Below are 14652 nucleotides of genomic sequence, written 5' to 3' on the forward strand. Positions count from 1 at the left end.
CTCCTGTTCTTCGTCAGATAGCCCGCTATCTTCCTCATCACAGAAGCGAAAATGCCTCAAAAACTCATCCCAAATCATCGCACGATAAATTCAAAACAGCTTCTAAAAGGGAGTTAGAAGGAGTTATGCCTTCTGCAGGAGTTATACTTCATGCGGTATGTGCATTTTGTATATGCCACGTAGTAGAGACGATGTGCACATCGTCTCTACAGAATCGATGCTAAAGTATTGGCTTCTAAATCATTTTAACTCCCTGAAATAATTCCTTTTAACTCCTTATTGGGCAAAATGCGGATATTCATTTTATTTTTTAAATTCGCCTGTAGTGAAAAACATTATTCTATTACTTTAAAACGGGCGAACTTCAACAAAAGCTGCTTCACACCGGCATGCCGGAACTCTACGGTCGCCTTGCAATTGTCGCCCGTGCCTTCTACTTTCACTACCTTACCGATACCAAAACGCTGGTGTTCAATCATCTGACCAACCGACAGGCCTGCTCCAAGTGCCGGACCAGCCGCATCCGGAGCATCTGGGGAAAGCTTACGCAGATTACGCGGACTTGCCACAGAGACTACACGAGGCTTCTCCATTGCAACTTTCGGACGGGAAATGCCCGACGAAGCTTCTGGAGCCAATCGGCTGGCATGCTCGTTCTGCGTAGTACGTGAAAAGGCAGCGTCCTCTTCGGGCAATTTCAGATAACGCGCATCAATGTCACCCAAGAAACGGCTGGGACTGCTAAACTCTGTTTTCCCATACCGGAAGCGCGACTTGGCATAAGACAAGAAGCAATGCTCCTCGGCACGTGTAATCGCTACATAGAACAAGCGCCGTTCTTCTTCAAGCTGCTTTAAATTTCCAGACACCATCGGACTGGGGAACAGGTTTTCTTCAAGCCCAACTACAAACACATTCTTAAACTCCAGCCCCTTGGCCGAATGAATGGTCATCAGTGTTACTTTGGCACCTTCACCCTCTTCGCTATCCAGGTCGGTCAGCAAGGATATTTCCTGCAGATAATCCGAAAGCGACACACGGCTGTTCCCTTCCTCCTCACGGCTGGCACAAAAGTCATGCATACCGTTGATCAACTCTTCTATATTCTCCTGCCGGCTCAGATTTTCGGGCGACCGGTCCCGGTACACATCGGCAACAATCCCCGAACGCCTGACAATGTCCTGCCCCAAGCCGTAGGCATTTTTGCTTGCCACATCCGAAGCAAATCCGGCTATCAGGTCGCGGAACCCCTGCAATCTGGCAACTGTACTCTTCGTCAATGACAGACCATACGCCAAAGGCTTGTTCAGTACCGTCCACAGACTGACATTGTGTTGCGTAGCCGCACTTGTAATTTTATTCAGTGTCGTATCGCCGATACCCCTTGCCGGATAATTGATAACCCGCTTGAACGCTTCTTCATCATGAGGGTTCACCGCCAAGCGGAAATAAGCCGTCACATCCTTAATCTCTTTCCGCTGATAGAAAGACAATCCACCATAAATACGGTAAGGAAGCCCTCGCTTACGTAACGATTCTTCGAAAATACGGCTCTGTGCATTGGTGCGGTACAGAACGGCAAAATCATCATATCCGTATCCGTCTCTCGCCACCATCCGGGTTATCGTACCTGCAACGATTTCTCCTTCCTCCACGTCACTATAAGCTTTGAACACCGGAATAGGTTCGCCCTTGTCTTTCTCCGAAAACACCTCTTTGTGTATCTGCGCGCGGTTTTTCGCTATCAAGCTGTTGGCGGCTTTCACAATGGTCTGTGTAGAACGGTAATTCTGCTCCAGCTTGAAAAGCCGCGCTTCCTGGTAAGTCTGTCTGAAATGAAGGATATTATCGATATTGGCTCCACGGAACGAATAAATGCTCTGTGCATCGTCTCCCACGACACATACCTTGCGGTATTTCTCGGTGAGCTGCCACACGATGCGGTGCTGGGCGTAATTAGTGTCCTGATACTCATCTACCAATACAAAACGGAAGCGTGAGGCATATTTCTCGCGCACATCAGCATGTTGTTCGAACAGCAAGTAGGTATAAAGCAGCAAGTCATCGAAATCCATGGCATCGCTTTGCCGGCACCGCTCCCAATAACGAAGGTAAATATCACGTATGGCAGGCACTTTTGCCTCCACATCACTTTGATAACATTCAGCATTTGACGCATACGCCACAGGCAATACCAACTGGTTCTTTGCCTGGCTGATGCGGCTCTGTACCAGTCCCGGACGGTAAGTCTTGTCATCCAGCCCCATTTCCTTAATGATGGTTTTCAATAAGCTTTTCGAGTCAGCCGCATCATATACCGTAAAATCAGATGAAAAGCCCAACCGTTCTGCCTCGGCACGCAGGATACGGGAAAAGATGGAATGGAATGTCCCCATCCACAGATAACGTGCCTTCTCCTCTCCTACCTGCCGTGCAATGCGTTCCTTCATTTCCCGAGCCGCCTTATTGGTAAAAGTCAGAGCCAGGATAGACCAAGGCTCATAACCCTGGTCCATCAGATAAGCAATCTTATATGTCAATACACGCGTCTTACCCGAACCTGCCCCTGCTATCACCTGCGAAGGCCCGTCGATATAGAGCACCGCTTCCCGCTGGCTCTCGTTCAGTCCGTCTAAATCAACTGCCATACTTCTGCTTAGTTCTTAAAGCTATGTATCGGTGCAGGGATGCGTCCTCCCCGGTTCACAAAAGCCTCACAGCTGAAACGGTTGACCGGCATAACAGGAGCATATCCCAACAAACCACCAAACTCTACCGTTTCGCCCACTTTCTTTCCTTCTACCGGAATGATACGCACCGCCGTAGTCTTCTGGTTCACCATACCAATAGCCGACTCATCGGCTATAATACCCGAAATAGTAGTAGCCGGCGTATCGCCCGGAATAGCAATCATGTCCAATCCTACCGAACATACGCAAGTCATCGCTTCCAGTTTCTCGATAGTCAGTGCCCCTGCTTCTACCGCATCAATCATCCCTTGGTCTTCACTCACCGGAATAAAAGCACCACTCAGACCTCCTACATACGAAGAAGCCATTACACCTCCTTTTTTTACCTGGTCGTTCAGCAAAGCCAATGCCGCCGTAGTTCCCGGTGCTCCCGGGTGTTCCAGTCCGATTTCCTTCAAAATATCCGCTACACTATCGCCTACTGCCGGCGTAGGAGCTAATGACAAGTCAATAATGCCAAAGGGTATCCCCAACCTGCGCGAGGCTTCCTGAGCCACCAGCTGTCCTACACGGGTAATCTTGAACGCTGTACGCTTGATAGTTTCGCACAACACTTCGAAATCGGCATCCCGAATCTGTTCGAGTACATACTTCACTACTCCAGGACCGCTTACGCCCACATTGATAATGGCATCGTCTTCCGAAACGCCGTGAAATGCACCTGCCATAAACGGATTATCATCGGGAGCATTGCATAATACCACCAGCTTGGCACAGCCCAGTGAATCACGCTCTGCAGTAAGCCGAGCCGTTTCCTTGATAATATCCCCCATCAGACGCACTGCATCCATATTGATACCCGTCTTAGTGGAACCTACATTCACCGAGCTGCAGATACGTTCGGTGCAGGCCAAGGCTTCAGGGATAGAACGAATCAGCAATTCATCACTTCGTGTCATCCCTTTAGAGACGATAGCCGAATAGCCACCGATGAAATTCACCCCCAATTCCTCTGCTGCACGGTCTAGCGTACGTGCAACCTTTACATAATCGGCAGTAGTCTGGCAAGCTGCCCCACCCACCAAAGAAATCGGCGTAACCGAGATACGTTTGTTCACGATAGGAATCCCGTATTCTTTCGATATGTCTTCTCCTGTCTTTACCAAGTCTTTGGCAAGCCGGGTTACCTTTTCATAAATCTTCTGACAAAGAATATCCACGTTGCTATCTGCACACTCCAACAGATTGATACCCATTGTAATGGTACGCACATCCAGATTTTCTTTTTCAATCATCTTGTTGGTTTCCAGAACCTCTGATATATTAATCATAAGCCAGCCTTTTTTTAAATCCGATGCATTTTATCGAAAATCTCTTCACGCTGACATTTCACCTGCACGCCTAGCGCTTGTCCTACTTCAGTCAGTTCATTAACCACCTGCTCAAACGGTTTTGCAATACGCGCCATATCCACAATCATCATCATATTGAAGAACTCCTGCACGATAGTCTGCGATATATCCAGAATGTTGATATTGTTTTCTGCAAGATACGAACATACTTTGGCAATAATGCCTACCGAATCTTTTCCTACAACAGTAATAATAGCCTTATTCATAATTCCGTTCATTAAGTTTGATAATGAGGGCAAAGATAGACAAATCTTAGTAAAACTTCCCCTTTCTCATACTTTTTTTGCCCGAACGCTTGCATATTCAAAAATAATCCGTACCTTTGCAACGCTTTTGAAAACCAGAAGCACTTACCCTACAGTTTAAGGAGAGGTGGCAGAGTGGTCGATTGCGGCGGTCTTGAAAACCGTTGTACCGCGAGGTACCCGGGGTTCGAATCCCTGTCTCTCCGCTGAACAGAAGCGCTTTCATGATTTTTTTCAGAAAGCGCTTTTTATTTTGGAGAGATGCCGGAGTGGTCGATCGGGCCGCACTCGAAATGCGGTGAACGGGTAACTGTTCCCAGGGTTCGAATCCCTGTCTCTCCGCTGATAATCTTTTAGAGATTAACAAGTTATAGGAATTAAGCGTAAAAACTTAGTTCCTATTTTTTTGTTCGGAAAGACGGATTTGTGGCGTTGTTTTGAAATGTTTAGAATCACAATCTCACCACCAGAAAGTTGTATATATCATATACTTTATATACCTTTGCGAAAAACGAAACGAATATTATGGATACTACGGTTAAAGCTACTAGAAGAAAAATAATAGACATACCAGAAGATATTTTCCGGTATCTGTCTGTAAAAGCAGCCATGCAAGGCACCAATTTAAAAAGATACATTGAGGGACTTCTTGCGAAAGACGTAGAGGATATGCTAGCCGGTATGGATGACAATGATGCATACCGGTGGCTTTCAAAAAATGAACCTGACGGGCATGTAAGGGTCGGGGAAAAAGAAAAACAGGATTTTGAAAACTGGCTGGGTATTGAAAGGAAATGAAGGTAGAGTATTCAAAGGCATTTGTTAAGGCAGTCAGAAAATTATCCGGCAAAGTACTTGATTCTGTCAGGAATGCCATACAGGGAGTCATGGAAGCCCGATGTATTGATGAAATAACTGATTGCAAGAAGCTGGTCGGCTATGATTTCGTTTATCGCATACGCATCGGCAGTTACCGGGCATTCTTCACCTTCCATGTCCATATTGAAAATGATGTGGTGATGTTCGAGTATCTGCTGCCAAGAGGAGAAGCCTATGATAAGAAGAATCAGGAAAAACTGCGCCGTATAGATGAATAAAATAAAGAGAAAAAAGAAAAGCCGTCATCAGAATTCCTCGCTCTGACTCGGCTCCTCACTATTCCATGCAGTTTCAACCATAAAGACGAAAGCTGCTATGGCTACTCCTGATTTTCCAGCCCTCGAATTGATTCCTGACCATCTTCTGAAATTCAGGCTCAACCCGGCATATTTTTCATTATTTTCTTTGAAACCGCCATTTAAATACACAATTTCACACCATTCAAAGTATAAATGCCTATGATTTGATGGGAGAACATGTACGCATACAGTTTCATGATGAGATATATAAAACATTCGGAGACAAACGTAAAACCCTATTTATACCACGTTATGTCATTTTCGATAAAAAAGGACAGATTCGTTTCAGCGCAGCAGCTTCTCCCGAAAATATAGAGCAGCTCAAAGCGTTCGACCGCAATTCACCCTGCAGCCACCCGTTTTCTGTATTCGCTGGGCGTATATCCTGCCACTTTCTTAAATACCCGGTTGAAATGTTGGGAATATTGAAAGCCCAATTCATCGGCAATCTGGTTTACGGTCTTCTCCGTATCGGCGAGCATGTCTTTGGCAGTATCTATGATTTTACCCTGGATGTATTCCTGCGGATTTTTTCCCGTTTCTTTCTTAATAAGGTCTCCAAAGTAGTTGGGAGAAAGAAATACCTTATCGGCAAAATACCGTACGGTCGGCAGTCCGTTGGTACGCGACTTTCCACTTTGAAAATAATCGTCGAGCAAAGCTTCGAAACGGGTCAACACATCCTTGTTTGATTTCTCGCGGGTGACGAATTGCCGGTTATAAAAACGCATACAATAGTCAAGCAGCAACTGGATATTTCTTGCAATCAACCGTTTGCTCAACTTGTCTATCGGATGCGTCAGTTCTATTTTTATTTTAGCCAGACAATCGAGGATGATGCTTTTCTCTTCGTCCGAAAGGTGCAGGGCTTCGGTAGAATTGTAAGAGAAGAAAGAATAAGACTTGATTTCCTGTCCGAGCGATGTACCTTTAATCAGATCGGGATGAAACACAATGCCGCGTGCCGTGGGCTTCATGCCTTCCAGCATTTCCGTTTCCGACACCTGCCCCGGTGCGAAACTGGTAATCGTGCCTTCCCGATAATCATAAACCTGCCTTCCATAACGGATATCGCCACATTTGGTTTCTTTCAAGAACAGGGCATAGATGCCGTAATTGATAGTGAAACGTGTAGGGAATCGGGTGGCTTCCGAAAGGTCGATGACATTCACCAACGGGTGAAGTGTTTCCAGTCCGAACAGTTTGTTGTACTCTTCTACCGTATCCATTTTTATCAAATCTGTTTTCATATTCGTATCATCATTACATTCTTGTATCGCAAAAATAAAAGTTTCTACCGTAACTTGTATCGGCGTTGAACCGTAATCTGTAAATGAGTTACAAATCTCCGTAAATAGGTTATGTCCTTTAAGTTAGATACCGGCTATTTTTGCAAAAAAAGAAAAGCGATGAATGATAATGGAAAAATAAATCGCAGGGACTTTATCAAGAGTTCCGTGCTGACTGGAGGAGTATTGTTCGCACAGGCAGCGATACCTGCCCGTGCCATGGATTTTCTTTCGGAGAAAAATGGAGATAAGAATGATATGTTTACAGAAGACGGATTAGTAAAAGGAGTATGCGACATCCACCTGCACTGCCGCCCCGATTCGCGGGAACGCTCGGTAGATGAATATGGTTTCATGCAGGATGCCATGCGTGCCGGATACCGTGCCGTGATGTTCAAGTCCAATGACTTCAGTTGTCACGACAGGGCATATATCATCCGGCAAGCACTGCCGGAAGCGGAATGTTTCGGCAGTTTCTGCATGAACCGTGTGCATGGGGACAAGGTAAATCCGTTTGCCGCACAGAAAGCCGTAGAAACAAGTGGAGGACTGTGCCGGTGCATCTGGATGCCGACACTTGACGCAGCCTATCATTACCAATGTGAAGGCAAGAAAGAGAAAGGCATTCCCGTGTTGGATGATAACGGACAGGTATTGCCCGAAGTCGTCCGCGTAATGGAAATCTGCGCGGAAGCCGGCATCATCTTTGCTACCGGACACGCTTCGCCCAAAGAAAGCATCACGCTCGCCCGTAAGGCAAAGGAAATAGGTGTGGACAAATTTGTCGTCACTCATGCCAATTCTCATTTCTGGAAAATGACTGCCGACCAGATCAAGCAGTGCATCGACCTTGGTGCGTACATCGAATATTGCTACCTGCCCTGCCTGTGGGGAAAAGGCACAAAGATGCCGCAATATCTACGGCAAAGCATCGGGGAGTTTGCCGGTTTTGTTCGCATTGCCCCGTCACGGAGTTTCATTTCCACCGACTTAGGACAGGCGGTGATGCCACACCCCATTGAGGGTATGAGGGATTGCATCCTGAAACTGCTGGCAGAAGGCATCCCTCAAAGCGACATTGACTTACTGGTACGCCACAACCCGGCGTGGCTCATTGGATTGACTCATCTTTAATTCTTCATTTTTAGTTCTTCATTCTTCATTTAAAAATTATGGATAGAAGAGATTTCATCAAAAGCGGATTATTCGCCGCGGCTGTCGGTGCCGCAATGGGACCGAAAGCCATTGCGCAAGAAGCAAACAGACGTGTGGAGCAGGAGCAGAAAGCAAAAGATATTCTGAATTACAACTCGCAGATGCAATACCGCCCGATGGGCAGAACAGGGGTAAATGTATCGGCATTAGGTTTTGGCATGTTGCGCCTGCCTATGAAGAACGGGCATGTGGATTTCGAGCAGACCACCCCGATGGTACACCGTGCCATCGAAGGCGGAGTAAACTACATTGATACCGGACGTGTCTATATGGGAGGCGAAAGCGAGCAGGCAGTCGGCAAGGCACTTGCAGGAGGCTGGCGCGACCGGGTTTATGTCACTTCCAAAATGCCGTGGTGGGAGATGCAGAGTGCAGACGATTTCGAAAAGTTCTTCGACCAGTCAAGACGGACCATAGATACCGATGTAATCGATTTCTACCACATCCACATGATTATGCACCGGGCATGGAAAGACTATGTGCTGCCGTATCGGCTTATCGAGAAGATGGAGAATCTGAAGGCGCAAGGGAAAATACGCTTTATGGGATTCTCCTTCCACGACAGCCTGCAACTGTTCAAACGGGTAGTCGAATATACACCGGCATGGGATTTCTGCCTCATCCAGCACAATTACCTTGATTATGAATACGAGGCAGGTGTGCTCGGTCCGAAATATGCTGCTGCCAACGGTATGGGGCTGGCGGTAATGAAGCCTGTCCGCACCGGCTTCCTTGCCAACCTGCCACAAGTGATGCGCGATGCGCTTGCCTCTACCGGTATCCGAAAACCCGATGCGGAGTGGGCACTGGATTACCTGTGGGACATTCCCGAAGTAAGCGTAGCCGTCAGCGGTATGGGCTCCATGGAAGATGTGGAAGAAAACCTGAGCTATGCAGCCAAGGCAAAACCGAATATGCTCACACCTGCCGAACGCGAGGCATTGGGAGCAGCCATCTACGCTTACCGCCATGCACCGGGACACATTGACTGTACCGGATGTTACCAGTGTATTCCCTGCCCGCAGAATGTTGCCATCGGTTACATCTTCGCCTATGTCTACAACAACTACCTGCTGCACCGCAACAAGGAGCGGGCAATGATGGATTACACTGTATCCATGTCTCCCGTCCAGCGCGGCGATCCGGCTTCCTCGTGCATCGGATGTGGAGAATGCCTGGCAAAGTGCCCGCAGCATCTGGATATTCCCAATCTGTTGGCAAAAGTAAAGGAAACAATGGGAAAATAATCCGTAAATCGGTTACAACCGTCAGTAAATATGTTATCACCTTTCCACCGGCAGTCTGCTACCTTTGCATCAGAATCATTAAATATAACCTACAAAATGAAAACGAACAACAACTACGACATGTATATCCCTACCCGTGTAATGTTCGGTGCAGGGATGCTGAACAAACTGAGTGAACAACCCATGCCGGGACGGCGTGCCCTCATTATCATCTCTAATGGTAAATCCACCCGCGCCAACGGCTATCTGGCTCGCACGGAAGAGCAGTTGCACAAAGCCGGTGTGGAGACCTGCATCTTCGACGGTGTAGCTTCCAATCCTACCGTAGGCAACGTCAATGCCGGTGCAAAGGCTGCGCGTGACAATGGGTGTGATTTTCTCGTTGCGTTGGGTGGAGGCAGTGTCATGGATTGCGCAAAGGCTATTGCAGTTATGGCTACGAATGAAGGCGAACTGTGGGATTACGTGCCCATTGGTTCAGGAAAAGGACAGCCTATTGCCGTAAAGCCGTTGCCTATCGTTGCTATTACCACCACGGCAGGTACAGGGTCGGAAACGGACAACTCCGGTGTTATTACGAAGGAAGACACGTTTGAGAAAGCTTTCGTGGGTGATGCATCCCTGTTTCCCGTCCTCTCTATCGTTGATGCGGAACTGATGAAAAGTGTACCGGCAACATTCACTGCCTATCAAGGCTTCGATGCCCTGTTCCATAGCACGGAAGGATACATTGCGAAAGGTGCCAATCTGATGAGCGACATGTATGCCCTCGAAGCCATCCGCAACATTGCCGAATACCTGCCCCGTGCCATCAAGGACGGCAACGACCTCGAAGCCCGTACCCGTGTGGCTTTCGGCAATACGTTGTCCGGCGGCGTGATGTGCCTGACGCTTATCACCAGCGAGCACGCCCTGGAACATGCCCTTTCCGCTTATCATCCCAACCTGCCCCACGGTGCCGGTCTGATTATGGTGAGCCGTGCCTATTATAAATATTTCATCGAGCACCATGCCTGCGACGATCGCTTCATCCGCATGGCACAGGCAATGGGTATGCCGGAAGCCACGAAACCCGAAGACTTCCTGACCGCCCTCACCCGTCTGCAAGAGGCGTGCGGCGTAGCCGACCTGAAGATGTCCGACTACGGCATTACTCCCGACGAGTTCGAGACGCTGATGCGTAACACCCGTGAGGTAATGGGCGTGATGTTCACCAGCGACCGTGTCCAGATGTCGGACGAAGATATCGTGAACGTCTATCGGGAATCCTACAAATAAGAACGACTCCCATTGGGAACAGCGGGGAAAGCACTTCTCCGCCAGGATTGGCGCTGTCGACTACATGGTAAGTAATTTTAGAAAAAGGAAAAAACGATGAATAGACTGCATCTCGTCCTCCTGTTGCTGCTCTCGGTCTTTATGACAGCAGTTCAGGCACAACAAAGAGTTTCAGACAATCAAATGAAAGCAAATATGGGAAATAACACAATCAGACTGACCATCAAGGACGGTAAGACATTTACCGCCACTTTAGCGGATAATTCGTCCGCAGATGCTTTGATAGAATTGCTATCAAAAGGAGACGTCACCGTGGAAATGGAAGACTACGGCAACATGGAAAAAGTGGGACCGCTGGGTACCAGCCTTCCGCGCAATGACCGCCAGACATCGACCGGCCCCGGCGACATCATCCTTTACCAAGGGAAATACCTGGTGATTTATTATTCGACCAATTCGTGGAACTTCACCCGCATAGGCAAGATAGATAATACCAATGGCGCACAATTGAAACCAGCATTGGGAAACGGTGATGTAACGGTAACGCTCTCATTAGGCAAATAATAACGATGAAAACAAGAACATTAGGAAAACAAGGGCTGGAAGTTTCGGAAGTAGGACTGGGCTGCATGGGATTTACGCAGAGCTATCCTCCCTATCCTGACCGGAAAGAAGCCATCGCCACGCTGCGCGAGGCGGTAGAACTGGGAGTTACATTCTTTGATACGGCAGAGGTGTACAGTGCGTTCAAGAACGAGGAATTGGTAGGCGAGGCTTTGGAGCCGGTACGCGACAAGGTGGTCATCGCCACGAAGTTCGGCTATAATTTGGTGGATATGCCCGACCTCAATACTTCGGCACGCCCCGTAAGCCTGTCAAGCAAGCCCGACACCATCCGCCGGGCGGTGGAAGGTTCGCTCCGCCGCCTGCGTACCGACCATATTGACCTCTACTACCAGCACCGGGTAGACCCGGATACACCGATAGAAGAAGTGGCGGATACGGTTGCCTCGCTCATCAAAGAGGGCAAGGTATTATATTGGGGCCTGTCCGAAGCTGCCCCTTCCACAGTGCGCCGCGCCCATGCAGTCTGTCCGCTAACGGCAGTGCAGAGCGAATATTCCCTGTGGTACCGTCAGGTGGAAAAGGAACTGCTCCCTACCTTGGAGGAGCTGGGCATCGGCTTCGTGCCGTTCAGCCCGTTGGGGAAAGCCATGCTGACCGGACGCTTCGACCGTAATAGCACATTCGACAAGACAGATTTCCGTTCTACCATTCCCCGTTTCCAGCCGGAGAACCTGCAACACAATGTAGCGTTGGTAGAGTATGTGAAAGAACTTGCCCATCGGAAAGAAACCTCTCCGGCACGTATTGCCATCGGCTGGCTCCTGGCACAGCAACCGTGGATTGTCCCTATTCCCGGCACGAAACGTATTGAACGCATCAAGGAGAATATCGGCGGAGCGGACATTCGCTTTACCACGGAAGAGCTTGCCGATATCCGCCGTCATCTGGACAGCATCGAAATCATCGGAGCACGATATCCCGAAGACCAGGAGGCGTTGACCGGCAAATAGTCATACAATTTTCAAACGGAAGAGAATATGAAAAAGAACATCGGCCAGACATTGGCATTGTATCCTACTCCCGCCGTAGTAGTGGGTACGGAGGTAAACGGAAAGGTAAACTGGCTGCTCGTTGCCCATGTGGGCATCATCGGGCACGACCGCATCCTGCTGAGTATGCACAAGGCGCATTACACCAACCAAGGTGTGAAAACCACAGGCAAGGTGTCCGTCAATATGGTAGACGAAGCCATGCTGCAACGTGCTGACTATGTCGGTTGCGTCAGCGGAGCGAAAACGGACAAATCGGAAGTTTTTGCCTGGCATCCGGGTGAAGCCGGAACTCCTGTCATTGATGAAAGTCCGTTGGTGATGGAATGTGAGGTGGTAGATAATTACGAAACGGATACGTTCGATAACTTCATCTGCAAAATCACGAACACCTATGCCGAAGAAAGTATTCTCAATGACAAAGGGAAGCCGGACTACAGCAAACTGAAACCCGTCCTCTTCGAAATGCCCAACTATACCTATTTGCGGACGGGAGACGAAATCGCTAAATGTACGACACTTGGAAAAACATTTAATCCTGAGAACTGATGAAGCGCCGGGATTTTCTCCGTAAATCCCTGCTCGCAGCTACAGGGAGTATGATCTTGGGAGGCGGCATCATGAAAGCCGTAGAAAATTTGAACACTAAAAATAGTAGTAGAATGAAAATAGTAGTATTGACCGGTAGTCCCCGCCGGAACGGAAATTCGGCTTATCTGGCGGAACAGTTCATCAAAGGCGCACAGGAAAAAGGACATGAGATATACCGTTTCGATTGCGCCTTCAAACAAGTGGAACCTTGCCGTGCCTGCAACCGTTGCGGCATGGACGGTCCGTGTGTGATAAAGGATGATTTTAATGAACTGCGTCCGCATCTCATCGCGGCAGACATGGTAGTGTTCGCCACACCGATGTATTATTTTGGCATTTCAGCACAGATGAAACGGGTAATCGACCGATTCTATGCCATCAACGGGCAAATTAAAGGCCATTACAAGAAGGCTGCTTACCTGATGACCTATGCCGATACGGCGAAGAAGGAAGCAGAACCGATGCTGCTGCATTACCGCACATTAATGGAATATCTCGGCTGGGAAAGTGTGGGTGAGGTGGTCGCTTCCGGGGTATGGACGGCAGGTTCCATTCGCAACACCCGCTATCCCGAACAGGCATATCAGTTAGGAAAAAGTCTATAGACAGTAACATGATGAATATGAAACAATCTGTAATTATATTCGCCTTATTGCTGGCAGGACTCATGCCGGCAAAGGCACAGAACGACGAAACAATGAACAGAATAGAAACGTGCAAGGAAAATTACCGTACCCTTTTCGGCGGTGAAGCCCTGACCGGACAGGGCACAGACCCGGAGATGATGGACATCCTTCAGAAATTTATCTTCGGCGAAGTGTTTACTACGGGAAACTTGAGCTTGAAACAGCGCGAAATGATTACTTGTGTCACCCTTGCCACGATGCAGACGCTTCCGCAACTGAAAGTCCATGCGGGAGCCGCCCTGAACGTGGGCGTCACCCCTGTGGAATTACGGGAAGCGATGTATCTGACAGCACCGTTCATCGGTTTCCCCAAGATGCTCAATGCCGTCGGAACGGTGAACGAAGTATTCAAGGAGCGCGACATCAGCCTTCCCTTGGAGAATCAGACCACCGTCACCGAAGCGAACCGTCATGAGCAGGGCGCAGCCATTCAGGACAAACTCTACCACGGAGGAATCTCTGCCGTGATGGAAGGCGTGCCCGGCGGAATGGGTGAAGAGGTAGCACGCTTCCTGACCGACTATTTCTTTGACGAAATATACACCCGTAACGGACTTGACTTGAAAACCAAAGAACTGCTCGGCTACTGCATCCTGACGACACTGGAGACGGAAAGCCAGTTGCAGTCGCACTTCCACGGAAACATCCAGGCAGGCAATACGCCCGAAGAAGTGACCGCAGCGGTCATCCAATGTCTTCCCTACATTGGTTTCCCGGCAGCCATCAAGGCACTGCGCATCATCAAGCAGGAAACTGCCAAACCGGCTGCACCGGCTACGGATAACCTGGTACGCCTTTCGAAAATAACAGTAGACCCGGAACGGTTGGATGAATACAACGCCTATCTGAAAGAGGAAATAGAAGCCTCCATGCGGCTGGAGCCGGGCGTGCTCACTCTTTATGCCACAGCCGAAAAGGATGCGCCCCACAAGATTACCATCCTCGAAATCTATGCCGACCGTGCCGCTTACGAAAGCCATTTGAAGACTCTCCATTTCCAGAAGTACAAACAGGGTACGCTGGATATGGTAAAGGATTTGGAACTGGTGGATACGACACCGCTGATTCCGGGACTGAAAATAAAGTAATTTTTTTCATGCCAATCAGGAGTTAAAAGGGAGTTATAGGTAGTTATCGCCCGCAGGGCGGGCTGGAAGTTAGATGCCAATACCTTTTTGCGCCGGTTTCAGAAGTAAGACTATTGG

At 48.6% G+C, this 14652-nt stretch carries 14 protein-coding genes, 2 tRNA genes and 1 pseudogene; 13 read left to right on the forward strand and 4 right to left on the reverse strand.

Translation table 11 applies throughout. From position 1 onward, the window contains the following. Positions 1-224, forward strand: a 224-nt coding sequence (locus tag B5F71_RS20815; protein ID WP_206423853.1) for a hypothetical protein, incomplete at its 5' end; no start/stop codon positions are given. 111 nt (positions 225-335) lie between these two features. Here the strand turns inward: B5F71_RS20815 and B5F71_RS15965 are convergent. From B5F71_RS15965 to B5F71_RS15975, 3 genes are read right to left on the reverse strand one after another with little or no spacing between them, the layout of a single operon-like run. Continuing rightward, the gene (locus tag B5F71_RS15965) at positions 336-2648 is read right to left on the reverse strand and encodes a UvrD-helicase domain-containing protein (RefSeq protein WP_087212229.1); all 2313 of its coding nucleotides are present in this window, start codon (positions 2646-2648) and stop codon (positions 336-338) included. An 8-nt stretch (positions 2649-2656) separates the two neighbouring features. Next, positions 2657-4021, reverse strand: coding sequence for a PFL family protein (locus B5F71_RS15970; RefSeq protein WP_022039867.1), 1365 nt, complete (start codon positions 4019-4021; stop codon positions 2657-2659). 14 nt (positions 4022-4035) lie between these two features. Beyond that, positions 4036-4308, reverse strand: coding sequence for an ACT domain-containing protein (locus tag B5F71_RS15975; RefSeq protein ID WP_022039868.1), 273 nt, complete (start codon positions 4306-4308; stop codon positions 4036-4038). A gap of 160 nt (positions 4309-4468) precedes the next feature. Here B5F71_RS15975 and B5F71_RS15980 point away from each other — a divergent pair. From B5F71_RS15980 to B5F71_RS15995, 4 genes are all read left to right on the forward strand, one after another. Beyond that, positions 4469-4553, forward strand: a tRNA-Ser gene (locus B5F71_RS15980). A gap of 49 nt (positions 4554-4602) precedes the next feature. Further along, positions 4603-4689 (forward strand) — tRNA-Ser (locus B5F71_RS15985). 183 nt (positions 4690-4872) lie between these two features. After that, entirely contained in the window at positions 4873-5145 is a 273-nt protein-coding gene (locus tag B5F71_RS15990; RefSeq protein WP_013619293.1) for a hypothetical protein, read from the forward strand. After that, positions 5142-5444, forward strand: a complete 303-nt coding sequence (locus B5F71_RS15995; protein WP_087212232.1) for a hypothetical protein — start codon at positions 5142-5144, stop codon at positions 5442-5444. Before B5F71_RS15990 ends, B5F71_RS15995 begins: the two co-directional genes overlap by 4 nt. 422 nt (positions 5445-5866) lie before the next feature. Here the strand turns inward: B5F71_RS15995 and B5F71_RS16000 are convergent, their stop codons facing one another. Continuing rightward, positions 5867-6775 carry a helix-turn-helix domain-containing protein gene (locus B5F71_RS16000; protein ID WP_087212235.1) on the reverse strand — a complete coding sequence of 303 codons (909 nt, stop codon included), beginning with the start codon at positions 6773-6775 and terminating at the stop codon, positions 5867-5869. Between the two features lie 159 nt (positions 6776-6934). Between B5F71_RS16000 and B5F71_RS16005 the strand changes: the two genes are divergently transcribed. The 8 genes and pseudogenes from B5F71_RS16005 (at position 6935) to B5F71_RS16040 (ending at position 14535) form a co-directional block, all read left to right on the forward strand. Next, entirely contained in the window at positions 6935-7948 is a 1014-nt protein-coding gene (locus B5F71_RS16005) for a DUF6282 family protein (protein WP_164488589.1), read from the forward strand. A gap of 38 nt (positions 7949-7986) precedes the next feature. Next, positions 7987-9276, forward strand: coding sequence for an aldo/keto reductase (locus tag B5F71_RS16010; RefSeq protein ID WP_087212240.1), 1290 nt, complete (start codon positions 7987-7989; stop codon positions 9274-9276). 96 nt (positions 9277-9372) lie between these two features. Beyond that, positions 9373-10554, forward strand: a complete 1182-nt coding sequence (locus B5F71_RS16015) for an iron-containing alcohol dehydrogenase (RefSeq protein ID WP_087212243.1) — start codon at positions 9373-9375, stop codon at positions 10552-10554. A 96-nt stretch (positions 10555-10650) separates the two neighbouring features. After that, positions 10651-11118 (forward strand): cyclophilin-like fold protein, encoded by a 468-nt coding sequence (locus B5F71_RS16020; RefSeq protein ID WP_087212246.1) that lies wholly within the window; start codon positions 10651-10653, stop codon positions 11116-11118. A 5-nt stretch (positions 11119-11123) separates the two neighbouring features. Continuing rightward, positions 11124-12131, forward strand: a complete 1008-nt coding sequence (locus B5F71_RS16025; RefSeq protein ID WP_087212249.1) for an aldo/keto reductase — start codon at positions 11124-11126, stop codon at positions 12129-12131. Positions 12132-12158: 27 nt separating this feature from the next. Beyond that, a pseudogene (locus tag B5F71_RS16030) lies at positions 12159-12683 on the forward strand (flavin reductase family protein); the annotation flags it as partial. A 149-nt stretch (positions 12684-12832) separates the two neighbouring features. Next, positions 12833-13366, forward strand: a complete 534-nt coding sequence (locus B5F71_RS16035) for a flavodoxin family protein (protein WP_087212256.1) — start codon at positions 12833-12835, stop codon at positions 13364-13366. Between the two features lie 17 nt (positions 13367-13383). Further along, positions 13384-14535, forward strand: a complete 1152-nt coding sequence (locus B5F71_RS16040; protein ID WP_087212260.1) for a carboxymuconolactone decarboxylase family protein — start codon at positions 13384-13386, stop codon at positions 14533-14535. Positions 14536-14652: the final 117 nt, after the last annotated feature.

This window comes from Bacteroides sp. An269 (assembly GCF_002159755.1).
In the GTDB taxonomy this organism is placed as follows: domain Bacteria; phylum Bacteroidota; class Bacteroidia; order Bacteroidales; family Bacteroidaceae; genus Phocaeicola; species Phocaeicola intestinalis.

What these genes read in the sequence shown, in the direction of transcription:
- B5F71_RS16005 (WP_164488589.1), top strand. Translation starts at nt 6,935, where the DNA reads ATGAATGATAATGGAAAAATAAATCGCAGGGACTTTATCAAGAGTTCC.
- B5F71_RS15990 (WP_013619293.1), top strand. Translation starts at nt 4,873, where the DNA reads ATGGATACTACGGTTAAAGCTACTAGAAGAAAAATAATAGACATACCA.
- B5F71_RS16025 (WP_087212249.1), top strand. Translation starts at nt 11,124, where the DNA reads ATGAAAACAAGAACATTAGGAAAACAAGGGCTGGAAGTTTCGGAAGTA.
- B5F71_RS16035 (WP_087212256.1), top strand. Translation starts at nt 12,833, where the DNA reads ATGAAAATAGTAGTATTGACCGGTAGTCCCCGCCGGAACGGAAATTCG.
- B5F71_RS15975 (WP_022039868.1), bottom strand. Translation starts at nt 4,308, where the DNA reads ATGAATAAGGCTATTATTACTGTTGTAGGAAAAGATTCGGTAGGCATT.
- B5F71_RS15970 (WP_022039867.1), bottom strand. Translation starts at nt 4,021, where the DNA reads ATGATTAATATATCAGAGGTTCTGGAAACCAACAAGATGATTGAAAAA.
- B5F71_RS15965 (WP_087212229.1), bottom strand. Translation starts at nt 2,648, where the DNA reads ATGGCAGTTGATTTAGACGGACTGAACGAGAGCCAGCGGGAAGCGGTG.
- B5F71_RS16015 (WP_087212243.1), top strand. Translation starts at nt 9,373, where the DNA reads ATGAAAACGAACAACAACTACGACATGTATATCCCTACCCGTGTAATG.
- B5F71_RS16040 (WP_087212260.1), top strand. Translation starts at nt 13,384, where the DNA reads ATGAAACAATCTGTAATTATATTCGCCTTATTGCTGGCAGGACTCATG.
- B5F71_RS16000 (WP_087212235.1), bottom strand. Translation starts at nt 6,775, where the DNA reads ATGAAAACAGATTTGATAAAAATGGATACGGTAGAAGAGTACAACAAA.
- B5F71_RS16020 (WP_087212246.1), top strand. Translation starts at nt 10,651, where the DNA reads ATGAATAGACTGCATCTCGTCCTCCTGTTGCTGCTCTCGGTCTTTATG.
- B5F71_RS15995 (WP_087212232.1), top strand. Translation starts at nt 5,142, where the DNA reads ATGAAGGTAGAGTATTCAAAGGCATTTGTTAAGGCAGTCAGAAAATTA.
- B5F71_RS16010 (WP_087212240.1), top strand. Translation starts at nt 7,987, where the DNA reads ATGGATAGAAGAGATTTCATCAAAAGCGGATTATTCGCCGCGGCTGTC.